Source organism: Deinococcus sp. QL22 (assembly GCF_023370075.1).
Lineage (GTDB): Bacteria > Deinococcota > Deinococci > Deinococcales > Deinococcaceae > Deinococcus.
The window spans coordinates 170561-192054 of record NZ_CP097150.1; the positions used below are offsets into that span (position 1 = coordinate 170561).

Sequence of the window (21494 nt, forward strand, 5' to 3'; positions counted from 1 at the left end):
CCTGTCTGAGGTTTCCATGCCTACTCTGTCCGTCCCGTCTGTGTCGGTACCATCTGTGTCAATGCTTCCGGCAGCTCTTCCGGCTGCGGCCTTCATTGCTCCCCTCCTCACCCCCGACCAGCGGGAAGTGCTGCACGCCGTCTTGTGGATGGATCACCCGTCACGTCTTCATCTGTGTGAAGCGCTGGGATTTTCTAAGTCCAAACTGACCAGCTTGGTCGGCATGCTGCTGGAGGAGCACTTGATCGAAGAAGGCGAGGTGCAGCCGTCTAGCGGTGGGCGGCGGGCGCTGGGGTTGCGGCTGAACCGGGCGCTCGGCGTGGTGGTGGGCATCGATTTGGGGGCCACCCATGCCCAAGTTTCGTTGTCTGACCTGACCACCCGCCAGCTGTGTTCGGCGTATGTGGCGATAGAGGTGGGCCGCGGGCCGGGGCCGGTGCTGGCCAACATCGTGCCGCTGATCGACGATCTGCTGACCGGGCAAGGCCTGACCCGCGCCCACGTGCTGGGCCTCGGCATGGGCGTGCCCGGCCCGGTGGAATTTGAAACGGGCCTGCTCATCAGTCCCCCGCTGATGCCCAACTGGGAAGGCTTCAATCTCCGCGCCTATTTTGCTGACCTGTTCGCTGCGCCGCTGGCCGTCGACAACGACGTGAATCTGATGGCGCTGGGTGAACTGCACCATGCCCGCAGGCAGGCTTTGGGAGCGGCCCACACGCCCGGCGCGGTGCGGAGCCGCTGGCCAGGCCAGGAAAATTTCATCGTCGTCAAGCTGGGCACTGGCATCGGCGCGGGCATCATCCTGCGCGGCGAGGTCTTCCGGGGAGCCGACGGCGCGGCGGGTGATATCGGGCACATCAGTGTGGACGCGGCAGGCCCGCGCTGCTCGTGCGGCAATGTGGGCTGCTTGGAGGCGCTGGCGGGCGCGCCCAGCATCGTGCGGGAGGCCCGCGCCGCCGCTGAGGAGGGCCGTAGCCCCATGTTGGCCGCCCTGCTGGAAGTTGCCCCCGACGCCTTCAGCACCCGCGAAGTGGCGCTGGCGGCCCGGCAAGGCGATCCCATCGCCAACGATATTTTGCAACTGGCGGGCACGCGGGTCGGGCAGGTCATCGCCGGGCTGATCAACTTTATGAACCCGTCTCAGGTGCTCCTTTCGGGCGGCGTGGCGCAGGTGGGGCCGTTGCTCCTGGCCAGCGTGCGCCAGAGCGTGTATGCCCGCAGTTTGCCCTTGTCTACCCGCAAGCTCCGAATAGATTATGCCGCGCTGGGCGTGGGGGCTGGGCTGCGCGGAGCATCGGTGCTGGCCATAGAACGGGCGCTGCTGACCGAGGTGAATACGTGATTCCGACTGCCGCCGACAATGCCGCTGCCCCGGACTGGATCAGCTTCGAGAACGTCTCCAAGAGCTTTGGCCCCGTCGAAGTGTTGCGGGACGTGTCGTTTGGCATCCGGCGGGGCGAGGTTCACGCGCTGCTGGGCGAAAACGGCGCGGGCAAAAGCACGCTGATGAAGATGCTGGGTGGCTACCACGCGCCCTCGTCCGGTCAGGTGCGGCTAGGCGGCCAACCCGTTCACTTCCGTTCCAGCCGCGACGCCGAAGCCGAGGGCATCGTACTGATCCACCAGGAATTCAATCTGGCCGAAGACCTGACCGTGGCGCAGAATATCTATCTGGGCCACGAACCCGGCGGATTCCTGATCGATGACGCGGCCATGCGGCGCGGCGCGGCAGAGGCGCTGGCCCGCCTGAGCATCACCCTCGATCCGCGCACGCTGGTACGGCATCTCAGCGTGCCGCAAAAACAGCTGGTCGAAATTGCCAAAGCCCTGTCACGGAGCGCCCGTGTGCTGATCATGGATGAACCCACCGCCACGCTGACGCTGCACGAAACCAATACGCTGCTGGCGCTGATCCGGCAACTGCGGGATTCGGGCGTAACGGTGCTGTACATCAGCCACAAACTGGATGAGGTGGGCCGGATCGCTGACCGCGTGACTGTGTTGCGCGATGGGGGCTACGTGACCACGAAGGACGCTGCCGACTTGAGCCAGCAGCAGATGGCGAACCTGATGGTAGGGCGCGAACTGGAAGATATGTTTCCGGCGCAGGTGCCGCCCCAGCCGCAGGAACGCCTGCGGGTGACGGGTCTGAGTGTGCCGGGCTGGTCGCGCGACCTGAGCTTCGGCGTGCGGGCGGGCGAGGTGCTGGGCTTTGCGGGCCTGGTGGGATCGGGGCGCACCGAAAGTTTTGAAGGACTGTTCGGGTTGCGGCCCCATACGGTGGTCAGCGTGCAGGTGGACGGCCAGCAGCGCCGCATTCGCAACCCGCGTGACGCCGCCCGCGCCGGGCTGGTGTACCTCTCGGAAGACCGCAAAGGCAAAGGCCTGCTGGTGGATTTTGCGCTGACACCCAACCTGACCTTGATGACGCTGGAGGTGTACGCGACGCCCCTGCTGGACGTACAGGCCGAGAAAACAGCGATGGTGCGGGCCGCGCAGGAACACCACATTCGCACCGGGCGGCTGGACGTGACCGCTTCGTCTCTGTCGGGCGGTAATCAGCAAAAGCTGGCGCTGGCCCGAATCTTGGAACGTCACCCCGACGTGATCGTGCTGGACGAACCCACACGCGGCGTGGACGTGGGCGCAAAACGCGAAATCTACCATCTGATTCACGGGCTGGCGGCGGCGGGCAAAGCCGTGATCGTCATCAGTTCCGAGTTGCCCGAACTGCTGGGCCTCTGTCACCGCCTGCTCGTCATGCATGAGGGCCGCCTCGTGGGCAACCTCAGCGGCGCGGCGCTTAACGAACAAGAAGTCATTCAGTACGTCACGGGCCTGAAAAAAGATGACCCCGCCCCCACTAACCAAGACCCACAGGAGCCGCCCCATGTCCACGCCTAGTCCGACCCCCAACACCTCGCCGCTCTCCTCAGTGGCGGCCCCCGGCCCGACCCTGCTGGCCCGGATCGGCAGCCTCGGCCCGCTGCTGGGGCTACTGGCGTTGATGCTGGTGGCCACCGCCCTCAACCCCGATTTCCTAAGCGTGTCCAACCTGACCAACATTCTGACACGGGCCGCTTTCACCGGCATCATCGCGGTGGGCATGACCTTCGTGATCATTTCGGGCGGCATCGACCTGTCGGTAGGGTCGTTGGCGGCGCTGATTGCTGGGGCCATGATTCTGGTCATGAACGCGCTGGTGCCGGGCCTCGGCGCGGGCTGGGGCACGGTGCTGGTGGGCATGGGCTTCGCGCTGCTGCTGGGCGCACTGGCCGGATTCCTGCACGGCGTCATCATCACGCGGGGCCGGGTCGAGGCGTTTATCGTGACGCTGGGCACGCTGGGCATTTTCCGAGCCACCCTGACCTACCTGTCTCAGGGCGGCGCGATCTCGCTGGATCTGGGCGTCAGCGACCGCTACAGCCCGGTGTTTTACGGCTCGCTGCTGGGCGTGCCGATTCCGATTCTGGTGTTCGCGCTGGTGGCCCTCCTGGGCGGTCTGATCCTCAACCGCACCCGCTATGGCCGCTACGTGCAGGCCATCGGCAGCAACGAGCAGGTGGCCCGTTACGCCGCCATCAATGTCGGCGGCGTCAAGATCGCCACCTATGTGCTGCTGGGGGTGTGCGTAGCGGTAGCCACCACCCTGTATGTGCCCCGCTTGGGCAGCGCCTCACCGTCCACAGGCCTCTTGTGGGAACTGGAAGCCATCGCCGCCGTCATCATTGGCGGAACGGCTCTCAAAGGTGGACATGGCCGCATCTGGGGCACGGTGGTAGGCGCGGTGTTGCTGGTCACCATCGAAAACGTCCTGAACCTCACTAACATTATCAGCGTGTACCTCAACGCCGCCGTCCAGGGCGTGGTCATTATCCTCGTCGCCTTCTTTCAGCGCGGAGGCCGCAAATGAGAAAACTCCCGTCCACTTCTGAACTCTCTACTACAACGCCGAATGTTTCTCCCCATCTAAATGGGCAGGGCAGAGGAGGTGCCCCGTGAACTAGAGGTGAGGGATTCAGCCGTGTAAGCCGCGTTTAGGCCATTTGTTCTCAACCCCAAACTCTCTGTTCATCCCTTGAGGAGCACCCTGACATGACCAAATTTGCCCTGCGCCTGACCCTGCTGACCGCCGCCCTGACCACCACGAGCGCTTTTGCCCAGACCAAACAGATTATCGGCGTGTCTATTCCCTCTGCCGATCACGGCTGGACAGCGGGCGTGGTCTATCACGCCAACCAGGCCAAAGCGCAGCTACAAAAGCTGTACCCCACGGCCCAGATTATCGTCAAGACGGCCAAAGATGCCAACGAGCAGGCCAATCAGATTCAGGATTTGTACACCATCAACAAAATTACGGCGCTGGTGATTTTGCCGCAGGAAAGCGCCCCGCTGACCCGCCCGATTGCCAACCTGAAGGCCAAGGGCGTGTTTATTACGGTGGTCGACCGGGGCCTGACCGATCCCAAAGCTCAGAATGCCTATGTGGCGGGCGATAACAACGGCTTTGGCCGGGTCGCCGGAGACTACATCGCCAAGCAACTCGGGGCCGCCGGGGGCAACGTGGTGGTGCTGCGCGGCATTACCTCGGTTGTCGACAACCAGCGCAACGCCGCGTTTCAGGCTGCCGTGACCAAAAATGCCAAGGTGAAGGTGCTCGATTCCCGTTACGGCAACTGGAACCGCGACGACGCCTTCAAAGTCATGCAGGACTACCTGACCCGGTTTCCCAAAATAGATGCAGTGTGGGCCGCCGACGACGATATGGCGGTGGGCGTGCTGCGGGCCATTCAGCAGGCTGGACGCAAAGACATCAAGATCGTGTTGGGCGGCGCGGGCATGAAAGAAATGGTCAAGCGCCTGATGGACGGCGACAAGCTGATTACCGCCAACGTGACCTACCCGCCCAGCATGATTGCCGACGCCATGCGCCTGACCGTGGAAAGCCGCGTGAAGGGCACGCCGCTGGCCGCCAGCACTATTATTCCCTCAGTGCTGATTACCAAGGCCAACGCCAGCAAGTACTACTTCCCCAATTCGCCGTTCTGAGCGGAGCACCAGACGCCGACTCAAAGCTCCGACAACTGATTTTAGCTCCCTCTCCCCATGCGAGGGACTCACAGAGCTGCAAAGCAGTGGGCTGGGGAGGGGGCGAGCGAGCGACGCGCTTACTCTTTTCCCTTCGACTTCCATCTGTTTTCCTGAGGTTCCATCTATGCGCCCCATCACGCTTTTTACTGGACAGTGGGCTGACCTGCCCCTGTCTGACCTTGCCCCGCGAGTGCGGGGACTGGGCTACGACGGCCTCGAACTGGCCTGCTCCGGCGACCATTTTAATGTGCAGCGGGCGCTGACCGAGCCGCAGTACGTGGCCGAAAAACGCGAATTTTTGAAAGATCATGGCCTGACCTGCGCGGCCATCAGCAACCATCTGGTGGGGCAGGCAGTGTGCGACCCCATTGACGAACGCCACCGGGCGATTTTGCCCGCGCACGTGTGGGGCGACGGCGACCCGGAAGGCGTGTGGAGGCGGGCCGCGCAGGAAATGAGCGACACGGCGCGGGCGGCCGCCCTGTTCGGCGTGCCCACCGTCACGGGCTTTACCGGATCGGGCATCTGGCACAGCGCTTACGCCTTTCCGCCCACATCTCAGGCGTACTGGGACGCTGGATTTGAGGACTTCGCCCGCCGCTGGACGCCTATTTTGGAGACCTTCGGCGCACACGGCGTGAACTTTGCACTGGAGGTGCATCCGGGCGAAATCGCCTTCGATACGGTCACCGCCCGCCGCGCTCTGGACGCGGTGAACCACCATCCGCGCTTCGGTTTCAACTACGATCCCAGCCACCTTGCCTATCAGGGCGTAGATTACGTGGGCTTTGTGCGCGCTTTCCCCGAGCGCATTTTTCATGTGCATCTCAAAGATGTCTGGTGGGGACGCGGCACCGGAGAAGTGGGCGTGTTCGGCGGCCACACCACCTTTGGAGACGCCCGCCGGATGTGGGATTTCCGTTCGCTGGGCCGGGGCGATATCCGCTTTCAGGACGTGATCGCGGCGCTGGGCGACATCGGGTACGCTGGCCCGCTGAGCGTGGAGTGGGAAGACGCCCGCATGGAGCGCTGGCACGGGGCAGGGGAGAGCCTGACCTTTGCGCGCGCGCTGGATTTCCCGGCGTCTGGGCAGGCCTTTGACGCCGCCTTTTCAGCACCGGCCTCTGCCAAACAGGAGGGCCAGCCGTGACGCGCCTGCGCTGGGCCATGGTGGGCGGCGGGCCTGGCGCGTTCATTGGGGGCGTTCACCGCCGCGCCGCTGCCCTGACCGGGCAATTTGAACTGGTGGCTGGAGCCTTTTCAAGCGACCCAGAGCGGTCACAGGCCTTCGGGCAAACGCTGGGCGTAGCTGCAGACCGCAGTTACGGCTCGTGGGAAGCGATGTTGGAACAGGAATTGGCCCTGCCGCCCGACGTGCGGATCCAGGGCGTGAGCATCGTGACGCCCAACCACCTGCATTACCCGGTGGCCCGCGCTTTTGCACAGGCCAGCATTCCGGTGGTGTGCGACAAACCGCTCGTGCATACCAGCGAGCAGGCCGGCGATCTGCTGCGGATCGTGGCAGGCACGGGCAGCCTGTTTGCCGTGACCTACAACTATACCGGTTACCCGATGGTGCGCCAAGCCCGCGACCTCGTGCGCAGCGGCGTGCTGGGCGAGGTTCGCAAGGTGCAGGTGCTGTACAACCAGGGCTGGCTGGCCACCCGTCTAGAAGGACAGGGCAACCTGCAGGCCGACTGGCGTACCGATCCCCGCAGGAGCGGCATAGCGGGCGCGGTAGGCGACATCGGGTCGCATGCCGAGAACCTGATGACCACCGTGACGGGTCTGACGCTGGAAGCTGTCTGCGCCGACCTGACCACCTTCGTGCCGGGCCGGGCGCTGGATGATGACGCCAGCCTGCTGCTGCGCTTTCAGGGTGGCGCACGCGGCATCCTCACGGCCTGTCAAATCGCGGGCGGCCTAGAAAACGACCTGAGTCTGCAGGTGTTCGGCACACGCGGCAGCCTGCGCTGGCAGCAAGAAACGCCCAATCAATTGGACGTGTTTCCGCTGGACGGCCCGCAGCAACGCTGGATGCGGGGCAGTTCGGCACTCAGTTCCGCCGCTCAGTCCGCCTCGCAGGTGCCGGGGGGCCACCCCGAAGGCTTTACCGAAGCGTTTGCCAACATTTATCGGGGCGTGGGGGAAACGCTGCTGGCACAGCAAGAAGGGCGCGTGCCTGATCCCGATATCGCCCAGTTCCCCACGCTGGAAGACGGCGCACGTGGCGTCCATTTCATCGAAAAGACGGTAGAGAGTGCGTCTAGTCGTCAGAAATGGACGAGCGCCGTATGGAAGGAACGGTCAGTTCATTGCTAAGTAGGACAAAGGGTTGTGTTGCTTTAACTCGTCTCACGGCAGGCTCATGGGAGGGGTGGCCTGAGGATCAGGATCACCCCTCCCGCGACCGTTGACTACGTCTGGAACGCTTGCGTCTGGTTGGTTCGTCTGGCCGTCGCAGAAACGCTGGTCTGGGAATGGTGATGAAGGTTCAGAGGTTCGGGCATGCAGGCTCAGACGCCCCTGCGCCCGTTTCCTCCGCCCCAATCCTTGCTGTTGCCGCTCTTGACGTTGTGTGGAACGGTGGGACTGTTCGGCAATGTTGTTGCAGCGCGATGTGGAGATCACCTTCTGGTGGTCAACGTCCGCCCGTCTCAGGATCTGCCGGAGTGCAGCTCCTGAGCTGATCAGTACGAATGACTTCTGGGACGTCATATTCCTTCAGCAATCTGCTCAAGAAGGTCTTCGCAGCTCCCCAGTCTCAATGCCGCTGAAGGAGAATGCCCTGCACAACGCCCTGCTCGTTAACAGCGCGCCAAAGCCAGTGTCTGACTCCGTCCACCGTGGTACAGACATCAATCAGATGCCACCGGGAACCCCGCCGGGGTTCCCGGCGACGCAGTTCCTGGGCGAAGAGGGATCCACAGGAGATGCACCACTCGCGTACCGTCTCGTGGCTGACCAGGGTAGCGCGCCCGTGGAGCAATTCCTGGACGTCCCGGTCGTTCAGCGCAAAGCGATGATAGAGCCAAACTGCGTACCCGATGATGGGCATCGGGAAACGGTGACGGTAGGGCTTGATGTCGTTCACGGACGGTCAGCCTATCCCTCCCGCGTTAAGGCAACACAACCTCGGCATGCGTTCCGGACGCGGTTTGCGGTTGCGCCAGGAGCCTGGGTCGGGCGACACCATACACCACAGTCTCACCGGTGGGAGAGGCCGTGGCGTATGGTGTGGCGGGGCGCACAGCGTGCCTGATCAGAAACGGGCCGCCCAGTCGCGGCAGGAGTTCAAGTGAGAGAACCGGGCATGAATGATCACCAACATCACCGATTAACCCCCCGGCAGGGCGACCATTCTTTGGGAGCGTCGCCCGACGGGGAATTCGGCAGGATCACTCGCGCAGCTGCCCACTTGTTCAACGTCTCCTTGGCTCAGATCAGCCTCACCGACGAGACGCGGCATCGGCTCTTCTCAAGGCAGGATCACGTTCTGTCGTCCTCTTTGCCGGATCTGCCGTTCGGTGACCCCCACCAAACGGCTCTGCTCGAAGTGCCGGATCTCACCTTGCACCCTGATTTCGCAGCGCATCCGCTCGTCGCCGGTTCAGACGCCTTCCGGTACTACGTCACTGTACCGCTGCTGACTCTCACAGGCGCGCTTCTGGGCACTTTCTACCTCTTGGACACGGTGCCCCGCGCCCCGCTGTCTCCCAGTCAACAGGCAGCTCTGCTGGATCTGGCGGGGTTGGTCCAAGACGTCCTGAACCGCCTCCAAGGCCAGACCGAGCAAACTGCTGAACTGCTGAAAATGGCTTCGCAAGATCCCTTGACCGGTCTGCCAAACCGCCGCGCCTTCGAAGACGCCTTCGAGTACGCCGTGAGCGCCGGTGACCCGTTTGGACTGATGCTGCTGGATCTGGATGAGCTCAAGCAGGTCAATGATACGCAGGGCCACGCGCAGGGGGATCATCTGCTGTCCAGTTTCGCCTGGGCCCTACAGGACGAGTTCGGCGCACAGGGCCATATCTACCGGTGGGGCGGCGATGAATTCGTGGTGCTGCGTAGAGGGAACGCGCCTGCCCTTCAAAGCGTGCGAACCCAGGTCAATCGGGTCGAGCTGCAGGTCAGGCGCAGAGGCCTGCCAGGCGCACGCGTGTCCATCGGAATGGCCGAATTCCCGTTGGACGCCCTGGCACCGAATGACCTGCTGCGCCTGGCAGACCAGCGCATGCTGCGCGAGAAGGCTGCGCGGCGCGCGGCGCGTGGCCTGAGCGGCCACGCCCTTGACAGCCAACCTACTGTCTGGTCCGGGGAGCTGCTCTGGCAGGCCCTGCGGGCGACGTCCACCCTTATTAGTGCCGATGGTGTGATTGATCAGGCGGGCTGGCAAGCCTTCTTGGAAGCGGCGGTGGCGGCCCTGCCTGGGGCAGAGGCGGGATCCCTGTACGTGCTGGAAGGCACCACGTTCGTCCTGCAGGCACAGGTGGGGTACTCAGTTGCGTTGCTGGGTGCCGGCCGCTCTCCGGCCACCATGCGCCGCTGGCATGGGTCGGAAGGCTGGCAGGGAGGCGTGGCCCGCGTGCTCCGAGGTTCAACTGAGATTGTCGCTCGCGCCCGTGGTTACGAGCAGCTTCCACGTGAGTCAACATCCCTGACGATAGACGACCTGTGTGCCGTGCAGCAGTTGCTCGCCAACCTGTTGGTGCCAGTGGTGGTGCGCGGGCGGGTCGTGGCGGCTTTAAATCTCGACAACCTGCGCTCACCGCAGGCCTTCGCTCCATATGAAGTGAGGATGGCTCAGGAGTTCGCCCGGCAGGCAGCGGCTATCCTGGCCGCCCATGACCGGCACGCGCGGGAGGCCGCACGCACGCAGGAGCTTGAAGTGCTCGTGCATGCCAGCGCCGCACTGAGTGCCGTGCAGACCCCAGAAGAGGTGGAGCAGATCCTCGTTGCAGAAACCCGGGCGTTGCTGCGCACCGAGCATGTGGTATTCGCCCGTTACGAGCCCGACACCCACGCCCTGCGGCTGGTGTCGCCGTCGGGCATGTATGCTCAGTATTCGCCGGGCCTGCTGCCGCACGGGCAAGGCGTGGCATGGCAGGCCATACAGGCCCAAGAGGTCGTGCACGTTCCCAAGATGTTGAACAATGAGCGGATCTATCTCGGGGAAGGGCTGATCGATGGCGCTTTGATGGTTGCTCCCCTTGCGCCGGTTGCAGACGCCCCGGTGGGCGCACTGGCGGCCGTGCGCGCCGCCCCATTGACCTTCAGTGATCTTGATGGTCGGCTGCTCGGAGCGCTCGCCTCAGCGGGTGTGACGGCGCTTGAGCGGCTGCAGGCCGCCGCGCAGGAGTGGCGCCGTTCGCAGGAACTGCAGATTCTTGCAGAGTTTTCGGAGCATGTCGGGCGGGGGAATGACAGCCTCTCCGCCGCGGAAGAGTGCCTCGGCGCCGCCCGCACGTTCCTGAAAGCGGATCTTGCAGTGTTTGTCTGTGGCAACCGGGCCCTGACAGTGACCCACGGTACCGTACCCGCCTCCCTGGCTGACATGTCAGCGGAAGAACTTGAAGCACGTCTTCACGGGCCCAGTGCGGATGACCGCGCAGCATTATGCTTCGCAACTCACTGCTATCCCAGCGCAGGGGAAGCGCATACGGCCCTCGTGGAAGCGGGGGTTCAGGGTTTGGTAAAGGTGCCAATCCTAGAACGGGGTCAGCGGGTGGGTGTAGTGGCGCTGATCTGGTTCCGGCCTTTAGGGGTTCTCCCCGAATCGGCAGCGCTCCTGATGACCCGAAGCGCGGAGCTGATCGGCCAGGTGCTGGATCAGGAAGCGCATATCAAAGACCTGAAAGGCATCCGGGAAGGCGCGCTCCTGACACTGGGAATGGCTCTGGAACTGCGCGATTTTGAGACGGCGGGGCACACCGAGCGGGTGGTGTCTCTGGCGCTCAGGATCGCTCAGCGCCTGGGAATGGAGGAGACGGCGCTGGCAGAATTGCGGGTGGGCGCCTACCTGCATGACATTGGGAAGCTTGCTGTTCCCGACGCAATTCTGCTTAAGCCCGGGAAATTGGATGCCCATGAGTGGGGGGTGATGCAGCGCCATTCAACGATTGGCGACGAGCTGGTGGCACGTATTCCTACGGTGACGGCCCAGGCCCGCAGTGTGGTTCGGCATCATCATGAACGGTGGGACGGAACGGGCTACCCGGATCGCTTGGCTGGAACAGACATTCCAGTAGGCGCCCGAATCTTCAGTGTTGCGGACGTCTACGACGCTCTGACGAGTGAGCGGCCGTATAAAGCTGCGTGGACGTCACAAGAAGCCTTATCGGAACTAATCTCGCAGGCAGGACATCAATTTGATCCGGAGATCGTCCGTGCTGCGGTTGAGGTGTTGATCTCACCCTGCCACACCGTGGTCTTATCCTGCTGATCAGAAGCTGCACCAGATCTGTTCAGCAATTCTAGCAAGTTTGTGTGTTGAGCCGAGCCGTGGGAAGCTTGGTTCGTCACTCCCACTTGGGCCGACTGGCCTGCTGGCAAGTTTGATCTTTCAAGATCGTTCAACACATTTTGGCTGGCTCGAGACCCTCAAGGTCAGGCGCAACAGTATCTGAGGCGGAGGAGCCTGCACACCACATTCCGCCGACCGAACCCGGGTCGTGACCCTCTTTTCCTTTCTGGGGGTTTTGATGTTTGTGTTGGGTCTTGATGAGGGCAACAGTGAGTTGTACGCCTGTTTTCTCCAGCGGCATTCACTGCTTTACGAGACTGCGGTAAGAGTTACGAGAGGCACAGCACGACAGAGTAGGCGGAACATGGCTCAAGTTCGTGGGTTACGTCCCTTCAGCTGGCTTGATGCGTCTATTCCATCACGGCTTGACCGCCTGCTGCTGCTCCTACTCTTCAGTCTGGTTGTCGTCCATTCAGGCTTCACGCTCCTTCCCCACCGACCTGACCTGCTCAGAGAATGGGTTGGGAATCTCTTCTTTTTCCCGTCTTTCTTTCTCAGTGCATTGTTGGCATTTCGCGCTGCCAGTCGTCATTCAGCGCACCGGATTTCTTGGCTCTGGTTCGCGTGGGGCCAGATCGCTTGGGGGATCGGCCAGGTGATCTACATCCAGCTTTCTCTCATTCAGCGTGTCTCCCCGTATCCCTCTCTCGCCGACGCGTTTTATTTGATGTTGATTCCTTGTTTCATGATTGGCCTGCTCCTGCGCAATCCTTTTTCGGTTTCGCTCCAGCGCAGGGCGATCGTCACTCTCGATACGCTGATTGTTGTCTTCGCTTTGGCCAGTGCCTACTGGGAAATCGTGATTGCTCAAAGCGTGCAGAACAACGCGGACACACTGGCCGCGTTGTTGGTCAGCTTGGCGTATCCCGGATTAGATTTGCTGTTGATCGCCTTGCTCATCGTGTGGTGTGTCTGGCGTCCACGGGAGGTTGCAGGACCGGCCGCGCTTGCTCTCACTACAGGCCTAGTCTGGTTGGTGGTGGCTCATGTGGGCTATCAAATCAAGACGGAGACTGGAACCTATCAAGTAGGGTATCCGCTCGATACCTTGTGGCTCTTGGCCACTGGGTTCTTCGGCGTGGCTGCGACCCTAGCCGATGTGTCACTCACCCACCGGCAGATCCAGTGGGAAACACTCACGCGCAACTGGATCCGCAACGCTCAGTTCAGCCAACTGGCGTTGCCTTATCTCGCTCTTCTGTTGGTGTTGGGGCTGGCGGGCACACATTACCTGAGGCCCGAACTTGAGTCTCGCGGCGTCCTGCTGGCGGCGTTCGTGGTGGTGGTGCTCTCGTCCATCCGACAATTCTTGACCCAGGACGAGGCCAGACGCTTACAGCTCAGCTTGGATCGGCAGGCCAGATATGACTCACTGACTGGCCTCATCAACCGTTCTTCGCTGCTGTGTCTCCTGGACCAAGCCATCACCCTTTCTTTCCCGCATCGCCAAGTGGCTGTCCTCTTCATTGACCTCGACCGCTTTAAATTTGTCAATGATACCTATGGACATGCTTGCGGGGATGCTCTCCTGCGGGAGGTGGCCGACCGAATGAAACGCATCGTCAAACCCCATGACCTCGTCGCCCGCCAAGGCGGAGATGAATTTGTGGTGGTGCTGACCCGCGTTGAACCGACCACCCTGCTCAGCGAGAGGGGTCTTCAACTTCTTGAAGCCATCAATCAACCGTTTCTGGTCGCAGGAATCCCAGTTTCGGTTTCGGCCAGTATCGGGATCACCCTCTGTCCTAAAGAAGCCCATACGGCTGCCGACGCCCTAAAAAATGCGGACATGGCCATGTATGAGGCTAAACGGCGAGGTCGCAACACGGTGCAATTTATGACCAGAAAATCCAACAACAAACGACTGAAGTGCATCAGATCGAACTTCACCTCCGAGGAGCGCTTGAGCGTCAAGAACTGAGTGTGCTGTATCAACCTTTGGTCACCCTGGCATCCAACACCATCCATTCAGCTGAAGCCCTGCTTCGTTGGCATTCGCCTGTTCTCGGGGGAGTCTCTCCCGCGACATTCATTCCCATCGCGGAACAGCGTGGTTTGATCGTCCCCATCGGTGACTGGGTCTTGGAGACTGCACTGCAGCAGGTCAGTCAGTGGCGATCCGGGAAGGATCCACACCTGCAGGTATCGGTCAATGTTTCTCCACAGCAGTTCGACCAAGATAATTTCGTTGAGAAGGTTCAGTCGAAGCTGGCCCACTGGGGTCTGCCAGGCGAAGCCCTGGTGTTGGAATTAACAGAAGGCTCTTTGTTGGTGGATCTCGAGGCGTCCAATACCAAATTGGCTCAACTGCGTGGCCTTGGCGTTCAGGTGGCACTCGACGACTTTGGAACCGGGTATTCAAGTTTGGCCTACTTGCGGACTCTGCAGGTGGATGTGGTGAAGATAGACCGATCGTTTATTTGGGCGATGCAACACGAGGGGCCGACGTTCGTTCAGGCGATCGTTCAGATCGCCCACCATATCGGCTTGAAAATCGTTGCAGAGGGGATCGAGACAGTGGAGCAACGTAGGGGTGTGCAAGCGTTGTCGTGTGATGTGGGACAAGGGTACCTGTTTGCACGCCCCCTCGCGCCACAGCAGTTCGGCGCGTTGCTTGATCAGGAAGACTGGGCTTCACAGAGGAGAACCCCCTGAAAGGTTCTCCTCAACTTGGTCTAGGGTTTGTGAGCTTGAGTCAGTCTTGCGCACGTCTGGTTAAGCCACCCCTGCTTGGCGCTCGAACTCGTGTGGTGTCAAGTCGTCCGGGGTCGAGTGGCGTCGGCTGCCCCATCCCGCCCATTCCGACCCTTTAGTTGGATTCGTTGTCGGGTCTGGGTTTCCCTTTTCTCTGGTACATGGCGGTATCAGCGTGATGGAGGAGCAACTCAACCGTGGTGCCGTGCTCTGGATAGTTACTGGTTCCGACGCTTGCCGTCACGGACAGTTCCTGCCCCGCCCATGTCATCGGCTCACTCACCGCCCGAGTGACCCGCTTTTGAATGGTCGCAATCATGTCGGTGCGGGGAAGATCCATTACGGCAGCAAATTCATCGCCACCCAGGCGCGCGACCACTTCTCCACCCCGCAGCATCGAGGTCAGACGCTGACCGACCAGCCGTAAGACCTGATCACCCATCTCGTGACCGTAGGTGTCGTTGACCTGTTTAAACCCGTCCAAGTCGATGTACAGCACGCAGAAGGGCACAGGCGGGTCGTCACTGGACGCGGCGTCCATCCGGCGGGCCAACTCCTGTTCAAACCAGCGGCGATTCGGGAGGCCCGTCAGAGCGTCCGTGTGCGCCAGCTGTTGATACACTCTGGCCCGTTCCAGGGTGGTCGCGTGGCGACCCGCAAAGTGATACACGATCCCCGCCAGCACGAGACAGGTCAAATTGGCCAGATTCAATTGGACAAGCGCATTCAGGGTTTGGCCGTCACGCTCGAACTCCGAAGTGGCCGCGTAGATGCCTGAGAGCAAGACCATCAATGCGATGAAGACCATGTTGACCATTCGCCCCAAGCGGAGGTTGGTGGTGAGGAAGGTGAACATGAAAACTGCTGGCGTCCAGAAAAACGTCCCGCTTAATCCTGCGGCCACATCATCAGTCGTGGAGAGGAAAAACAGGAGATAGCTCAGTTTGGCCAGAAAATAAGCGGTAAACCCCAGCAGAACGCTCGCGGAGACAAACGCGTACGACCGGGGGTTCACCACCAGAAGAAGGGCAAGCCCAAGGAGACTCACGAGAATGACCCGGTACATCACCAGATCGAATGAAAGCGGAGACGGTGCCGTGGACTCGAGCACCAGGGCGGCCAGGGTGGCGACAGCCGCCAGGGCGAGGATCAGGAGCACCGTGGAGCGGTGTACGCCCATCATGTGGAGTGGCGGCTCTCGCCCCTGTCGATCCAGCTTGTGGCTCATTTGACCTTTCATGATAGAGGCGCCGGCTGACCACGGTCTATCCCCTGAGAAGATCAACGCGTTTCGCAGGGGCGTTTGCGCCAAGGCGGAGGGAGAGCAGACCGCAAGGCGAGACTGCGTTGACAGCAGCCCGAGTCAACGCCATCTTGCCCAGTCGGTAAAGACGGATTGGCGGTGGTTCATTTCCAAGCCAAATCCCGCGAGCACAGTGGAAAAGCTCAAACCGCGCGGGCTTTAACTCAGTAGGCTCAACAGGTGCGTCAGCGTGGTATCGAACACGGCAGCCACCAGCCCACCTGCTGTGAGGCCAGTTGAGGCAACACAACCAAAGCCAGCCGTTGAGCCGAGTCTCAAATCTGGAGAGTGAATGGGGTGGTCACTATCTGTGCGTTCATGTGGCGGTGTAGAGCGTCTACACTCAGCGGCGGAGCCACCAGAAAGCCCTGCAATCGCCTGACCCCCATTTCCTGTAAATGCGTGCGCTGAGTCGAAGTCTCGACCCCCTTAGCGATCACGGTCAAATCCAATGCCCGCGCAAGATTCGTGACAGCTTGGACGAGGGCGAGTTCCCGTGCCCCTGCGTCCATCCCGTGAATGAGGGCGCGGTCAAGCTTCACCGCATGTACGGGCAGCTGAGTCAGGCCCGCAAAGTTGGCATGCCCTCCCCCAAAATCATCCAAGGTCAGTTGCACTCCTATCGCCCGTAACTCCGCCAGGGCCCGGTGTGACCGTTCCGGCGCGCGGGCTACCTCCTCTTCACGTACTTCTAGGGCCAGCCGCGCGGGTACGACTCCAGCCTCCTGTAGAGCTCGCCGAACCTGATTGGGCAGGCCCGGATCAGCGAGCTGACGTGCAGAGACGTTGACAGCCACCATCAGGGACGGCCAGCGGGCCAGTTCGGTACACGCCTGCCTTAACGTCCATTCACCCAGGGCCAGGCTCAGTCCACTCCGCTCGGCCAGCGGCATGAACTGATCGGGCGTGACGTTCCCGTAGATGGGACTGCGCCAGCGCAGCAGCGCTTCCACCGCGACCCACTGCCCACAGTCGTCTTCAAGAGGTTGGTATTCGAGGTGCAGCTCACCTGCCCTCAGGGCACCGTGCAGGGCCGCCTCCAACGTCGCAGGCGCGAGTCCAACCGAAGTGCCTCCAAACTCAAAACCGCTGCCCCGGGCTTTCGCACGGTACATCGCTTGGTCGGCACGCTCCAAGAGGCCAGCCAGGTCTGAAGCGTCCTGGGGATAGCAGGCCAATCCCACACTCGGGCGCATCGAGAGTTCTATTCCATCCAGATAGAAGCGGTCGTCAAAGGCCTCCAGCAACTGCCTGGCCACCTCTTGCCTATTCCGGTTGTTCACTCCGGGCATCAGCACCACGAACTCGTCGCCGCCTGTTCGGGCGACGGTGTGTTCAGGATCGACAGCGCCGATCAGTCGCTGCGCGACTTGCTGAAGCAGTAAGTCTCCCGTTTGGTGGCCATGCGTGTCATTGACCTCCTTGAATTTATTGAGATCTAGAACGCCAAGCATGACCTGTTCGCCTTGCTGAGCAGCAGTTTTCAGCGCGGCGCACACCCGTTCGGCGAGCAGCAGGCGGTTGGGGAGAGCCGTGAGCGCGTCGTACAGAGCCAAGCGTTCCAGCTCTTGCAAGCGGGCCGCTTGTTCTCGGGCCTGTTTCTCCTTGGCTTCACGCTCAGCTTCATAGCGGGCCTGCTCGTGCTCAAGTTTGGCGCGGGCCTTTTCCAGCTCGCCGCGCGCGGTCAACTCCCGAGTCCGTTTCTCTGCCTCAGCTTGGAGCACGTTTGTCTCGGCTGCATGTGCCTGCTGCCAGAGGGTCAGGGCCGCTTTCAGATCCCCGTGTTGCTCCGTGGCTTGGGCCTGCAGCTTCAGCGCACGGGCATAGATCCGTGCGCGGCCAGTGGCCAGAGCATCCGTGAGGGCCGCTTCCAATAAGACGAGTGCGTCCTGAGGCCGCTCCAACTGCAGCAGGGTCTGCGCGACGCCGCAGCGCGCTTCCAGAATCACGTCAAGATCCTGTTCCTCCTCAGCCATGTGCAGCGCCGCCCGAAAAGCACTCAACGCCTCAGGTAGGCGGCCTTCGTCGCGGCGCAGTTGTCCTAGACCTTGAAGGGAGCTGGCAGCCAGGATGCCGCAGCCTTCGACCAATTCAAGGGCCCGTTCCAGCAGTGTACCCGCTTGCGCAAAGTCGCCGTGACGGCGCAGCAGGTCTGCGTGATTGATCGACACTGCAGTCTCAGCAGGAACCAGTCCAGCATCCTGCGTCAGTTGCAGCGCTTGGGTCGAGCAGACGAGGGCTTCCTGACTCATGTTGAGGGCGTCGTACGTCCGGGCCAGGTTTCCGGCCACCACCGCTGCACGCGATGGCGTGGTCTGAACTGAGGTCGCCTGTGCACGCAACAAGTGCTCCAGCGCTGTATTGAAGTTTCCTAAGTCGAGGTAGACGGCGCCGAGATTGCACAGCACGACAGCTGCGCCCTCATCATCTTGGGCGGCCTCCCGAACCGCGAGCGCTTCTTCGAGATGCAGCAGCGCGCCCGGACTGTCGCCACGGGCATGCTCTAAACCAGCCAAACCGTTGAGGGCGTCCGCGAGTGCCGCAGGAGTGTGCTGTCTCCGAGCCAGCACGATCACCTGTTCAAAGAGGAGGATGGCCCGTAAGTCATCAATCCCTCGTAACGCCCGGGCCTGACCCAACAGCTGGTCACACAAGGGACTCATGGTGTGAGACCAGCTTTCGGCGGACGCAACCGCATGGGTCACTTCAGCAACGCCTCTACGTCGAGCAGTCTCCCCGAGGAAAGTTGAGCAGCGAGGGTTTGAGCTTCTTTTCCTTGGGCCAGTGCAAGGGCAAGGGCGCCACAGACCACAGGCGCAGCGAACGAGGAACCGCTGGCCGTGACCAGGCGGCCGCCCGGATAAGCCGTGTGAATGTTGACCCCAGGAGCTTGTACCTCTCCTCCCCGAGTACTCCAGAGGGGCAGATGACCACTCTGATCCACTGCGGTGACCGAGAGTCCAAAATCCCCAAGACGATTTTTATGGTTCAAGGCATCTGCAGGAGCTTGAGGCGCGCTCCCTCCATTGTTCCCACTTGCGGCAACCACCAAAACGTTCCTTGATGCTGCGTATTGGAGGGCGGCCCGAACGCCCTCACTCGACACCGGCCCAGCGACACTCAAATTAATGATGTGCGCGCCTTCATCGACTGCCAGCCGAATTGCCTGAGCCACATGGGCGGCTTGACCAGATCCATCAGTCCCCAAAACCCGCAGCGGTAGAATTCTGGCAGCGGGTGCCATCTGCTGTAGAACCCCAGCAACGGCAGTGCCATGTCCGTAGATCAGGTCGGTTTCGTTCCCCTGCTCTGAAGCATTCCCGTCTGCGTCTACGAAGTCATGCCCAGGAAGCAGGACACTCCGCAACATGGGATGAGTGAAATCAACGCCCGAATCGAGCAGAGCAATCGTTACGCCTTTGCCGGCTTGGGCCTGTGCCTCCTGGGCCTTGACCTGCTGCAGCCAAGCCGTGTTGCTGGACAGGACAGAAGTTCCTCCTTCTCCCCAGAGACGGGCGCCCTCAGCCCACAAGCGGGCTCCACTGGACGAGAAACTGTGCCCTGCCGAGAGCGGTGAAGGAGAGGCAGAAAGGCTAGCCACTGAGAGTGGAAGCATGGAGCTGGGAGGGAGGGAGGATTTACCGCAGGCCCCCAGAAACAGCGCCGACAGGAGCAGGAAGACGCGGGACATCAGCAGCCTCTCAGTCCGCCGCTTCAGCGGCAGAAGCGGGCAATTGCCGGGCCAGCCCACGCACCACCGTCATCACCGTGTAGGCGTCGATCGCAGTCACTACACCCGTACAACAGGTGTGGGGCATCTGTGTCGAGGCCACCTCAACGGAAATGGTTGAGCGCTCGCAGCTCAGCCGGAAGTTCGCCGCGGAGCCCGGCAGGGGCGTCCAACCGACTTGAAAGGATGGACAACGCGCGATCAGCCGGTTCAGGAGCCAGCAGTCGAAGGCGCTGGCATGACCACTCTCACTCACGGGCAGCAAAAACTGTACGGCTGAGTTGAGTAAGTCGGCCGCCCGATACTGCTCGTAGCTGTTCATGGCCAACCGCCGAACCTGCCCCATAATGTCTGTGACGGCGTCATCTAGGGTGTTCGCTTGAACCCAAATGCCGTCTCCACCAGGAACATCGTTGCCCAGAGCAATGGTGCCGTGGGCCATACGGCCATCAAAGGTAGTGCGCACTGTCAGGGTCAAACCGGCCACTGATTCGCTCCGAACAATAGTTTTCATGCATGCTCCTGAGCGCTCTATCAGCGCTCTCCCAATACTGGGGTTAAGGACGCCGTCATTTTCTCAACGGCTTGACAGATAGTCGGTCGCACCACTGGCTCCGCGCGTCCCAGGTGCCCGAATACAGGACCACGCCTCATTGCCTCTACCAGCCAGATCCTAAAGGAGCTGTACTGATGAAAAAGATTGAAGCATATCCCACACCCTGAAGCAATGCGCGACTGGGCTATTCCCCCAGTGGGGGTATGCACGATCAGCAGATAGCGTCATTCGGCCGAGCGGTCAAGGGCCAGAAGGACGAGGAAACTGAGGTCGTCGCTAGGCCTTTTGATAGGGCTGGCCCGACTTCACGACGGCTAAGCCCGTCCGCAGGAGTTTGCGCTCGAGGGCGACCAAAGCGGCTTTAGGCGGCTGGCCCTCGGCACGGATGTAATGGTAAAAGTCGTCCATCCGACTCTTGGAACGTTGAGCGCCCAAGGCGGCGAGGTACGCTGTCCGGCTGAGATGAGCATTCCCAGTCTTGGAAATGCGTTCACGTCGATGAATACTGCTTCCTGCTTCAAAAGGTTCAGGGCAATTCCTGCATAAGTAGAAATCTCGCCCCCTCTCCAGCAGCGCGAAACCATCCGTTTGCGCCCAGACACTTGCTGCACTGAGAAAGCCATAACCGGGAATCGTCATCAACAGGGACAGAGGTTCACCCAGAAAACCATCAGTCTCTTTTAGCGTATGCACCGCTTTCTCCAAGGTCTCGACCTGCACTTTCAGGAACGCCACACGTTCCTGAATCAGGCCAAGAGGCTGTGTTGCCTTGATAGGCATAGCGTAGGCTGATTCGCCGTGACCGACGCCAAGCCTTATCGCCCCCGCTTCCCGATGACGATGAGCCAGCCCGCGGGCTGGCTCGACCACCGCTTCCCTTTGAGTTATAGAGATGTTCAGGAGCTGCTTCACCAGCGCGGTATCGAGGTGAGCCACGAGACGCTGCGCGAATCGTGTATTAAGTTTGAACCGCGCTTTGCTGAAGACCTACGTCACCGGGAATCCCGCCGGGGTTCCCGGTGGTTCTTGGATGAGGTCTGTACGACGATAGCTGGTGGCCGGCATCGGTTGTGGCGCGCGGTGGACGAGCACGGTTCCGTGCAGGGCATTTTTCAACGGCATCGCGATCCTGAAGCTGCGAAGACGTTCCTGACCATACTTCTGGGTGAACACGGCGTTCCAGAGGTCATTCACACCGATGGGCTGCGGAACTACGGGGTGGCCATCTGGGAGCTTCCGAGCTTGAGAGACGTCAATTACCAGAAGGTGATCTTCACGGCCCGGTGCAACAATCTGATTGAGCAAGAACACCGCCCCACTCGGCGACAGGAGCGAAGTCAGCAGGGGTTGGGGCGGCGAAAACGCGCTCAATCATTTCTGAGTTTGCACGCCTGCATCACTAACCTCCACCAGCACTCGCGAAGGGGCGTTTCCGCATCAACCGGAAGACAACATCAAAAGCACGTGTTTCAGACGTGGTCTGCGGTTGCAGCAGGGGTGGCCTGAGCCTCAAGCCACCCCTGCCCTCAGCTTGCTGTGATACCAGTTAAGGCCACCTAACCTGCCGGGCCACTTTCGGAGGACGTCTATTGCATCC

The 21494-nt window shown here is 61.4% G+C and carries 15 protein-coding genes, 1 pseudogene and 1 riboswitch; of the genes and pseudogenes, 10 read left to right on the top strand and 6 right to left on the bottom strand.

Features of this window, described 5'->3' with window-relative positions; translation table 11 throughout:
- Positions 1 to 61 precede the first annotated feature (61 nt).
- The 6 genes from M1R55_RS16880 (at position 62) to M1R55_RS16905 (ending at position 7413) form a co-directional block, all read left to right on the top strand.
- On the top strand, positions 62 to 1342 hold the full coding sequence (locus M1R55_RS16880; RefSeq protein WP_249394715.1) for an ROK family protein: 1281 nt from the start codon (positions 62 to 64) through the stop codon (positions 1340 to 1342).
- Positions 1342 to 2904, top strand: a complete 1563-nt coding sequence (locus M1R55_RS16885; protein WP_371827244.1) for a sugar ABC transporter ATP-binding protein — start codon at positions 1342 to 1344, stop codon at positions 2902 to 2904. The genes M1R55_RS16880 and M1R55_RS16885 overlap by 1 nt, the downstream gene beginning before the upstream one ends.
- A complete protein-coding gene (locus tag M1R55_RS16890; RefSeq protein ID WP_249394717.1) occupies positions 2891 to 3913 on the top strand; it encodes an ABC transporter permease in 1023 nt (340 codons plus the stop codon). The genes M1R55_RS16885 and M1R55_RS16890 overlap by 14 nt, the downstream gene beginning before the upstream one ends.
- Positions 3914 to 4095: 182 nt before the next feature.
- Positions 4096 to 5049 (top strand): substrate-binding domain-containing protein, encoded by a 954-nt coding sequence (locus tag M1R55_RS16895; RefSeq protein ID WP_249394718.1) that lies wholly within the window; start codon positions 4096 to 4098, stop codon positions 5047 to 5049.
- Positions 5050 to 5215: 166 nt separating this feature from the next.
- Entirely contained in the window at positions 5216 to 6241 is a 1026-nt protein-coding gene (locus M1R55_RS16900; protein WP_249394719.1) for a sugar phosphate isomerase/epimerase, read from the top strand.
- A 17-nt stretch (positions 6242 to 6258) separates the two neighbouring features.
- On the top strand, positions 6259 to 7413 hold the full coding sequence (locus M1R55_RS16905) for a Gfo/Idh/MocA family protein (RefSeq protein ID WP_371827245.1): 1155 nt from the start codon (positions 6259 to 6261) through the stop codon (positions 7411 to 7413).
- Positions 7414 to 7508: 95 nt separating this feature from the next.
- On the opposite strand, the pseudogene M1R55_RS16910 reads toward M1R55_RS16905, so the two are convergent.
- A pseudogene (locus M1R55_RS16910) lies at positions 7509 to 8185 on the bottom strand (IS6 family transposase).
- Positions 8186 to 8404: 219 nt separating this feature from the next.
- On the opposite strand from M1R55_RS16910, the gene M1R55_RS16915 reads away from it, so the two are divergent.
- From M1R55_RS16915 to M1R55_RS16925, 3 genes are all read left to right on the top strand, one after another.
- Complete coding sequence (locus M1R55_RS16915; RefSeq protein ID WP_249394721.1) at positions 8405 to 11533, top strand: HD domain-containing phosphohydrolase; 3129 nt, start codon at positions 8405 to 8407, stop codon at positions 11531 to 11533.
- 385 nt (positions 11534 to 11918) lie between these two features.
- The gene (locus M1R55_RS16920) at positions 11919 to 13535 is read left to right on the top strand and encodes a GGDEF domain-containing protein (protein WP_249394722.1); all 1617 of its coding nucleotides are present in this window, start codon (positions 11919 to 11921) and stop codon (positions 13533 to 13535) included.
- A complete protein-coding gene (locus tag M1R55_RS16925; protein WP_249394723.1) occupies positions 13484 to 14269 on the top strand; it encodes a bifunctional diguanylate cyclase/phosphodiesterase in 786 nt (261 codons plus the stop codon). The genes M1R55_RS16920 and M1R55_RS16925 overlap by 52 nt, the downstream gene beginning before the upstream one ends.
- 154 nt (positions 14270 to 14423) lie before the next feature.
- On the opposite strand, the gene M1R55_RS16930 is transcribed toward M1R55_RS16925, so the two are convergent.
- The 5 genes from M1R55_RS16930 to M1R55_RS16950 all read right to left on the bottom strand — a co-directional run bounded on the left by M1R55_RS16930 (position 14424) and on the right by M1R55_RS16950 (position 20632).
- Entirely contained in the window at positions 14424 to 15536 is a 1113-nt protein-coding gene (locus M1R55_RS16930; RefSeq protein WP_249394724.1) for a GGDEF domain-containing protein, read from the bottom strand.
- A 350-nt stretch (positions 15537 to 15886) separates the two neighbouring features.
- Positions 15887 to 18274 (bottom strand): EAL domain-containing protein, encoded by a 2388-nt coding sequence (locus M1R55_RS16935; protein WP_249394725.1) that lies wholly within the window; start codon positions 18272 to 18274, stop codon positions 15887 to 15889.
- Positions 18275 to 18312: 38 nt separating this feature from the next.
- On the bottom strand, positions 18313 to 19143 hold the full coding sequence (locus M1R55_RS16940) for a S8 family serine peptidase (protein ID WP_249394726.1): 831 nt from the start codon (positions 19141 to 19143) through the stop codon (positions 18313 to 18315).
- A 169-nt stretch (positions 19144 to 19312) separates the two neighbouring features.
- Positions 19313 to 19855: a hypothetical protein gene (locus M1R55_RS16945; RefSeq protein ID WP_249394727.1), complete on the bottom strand. Its 543-nt coding sequence runs from the start codon at positions 19853 to 19855 to the stop codon at positions 19313 to 19315.
- Positions 19856 to 19926: 71 nt separating this feature from the next.
- A riboswitch (cyclic di-GMP riboswitch) is annotated at positions 19927 to 20011 on the bottom strand.
- Between the two features lie 162 nt (positions 20012 to 20173).
- Positions 20174 to 20632 carry a transposase gene (locus M1R55_RS16950; RefSeq protein WP_249394728.1) on the bottom strand — a complete coding sequence of 153 codons (459 nt, stop codon included), beginning with the start codon at positions 20630 to 20632 and terminating at the stop codon, positions 20174 to 20176.
- 63 nt (positions 20633 to 20695) lie between these two features.
- On the opposite strand from M1R55_RS16950, the gene M1R55_RS16955 reads away from it, so the two are divergent.
- A complete protein-coding gene (locus M1R55_RS16955; protein WP_249394729.1) occupies positions 20696 to 21403 on the top strand; it encodes an IS6 family transposase in 708 nt (235 codons plus the stop codon).
- Positions 21404 to 21494: the final 91 nt, after the last annotated feature.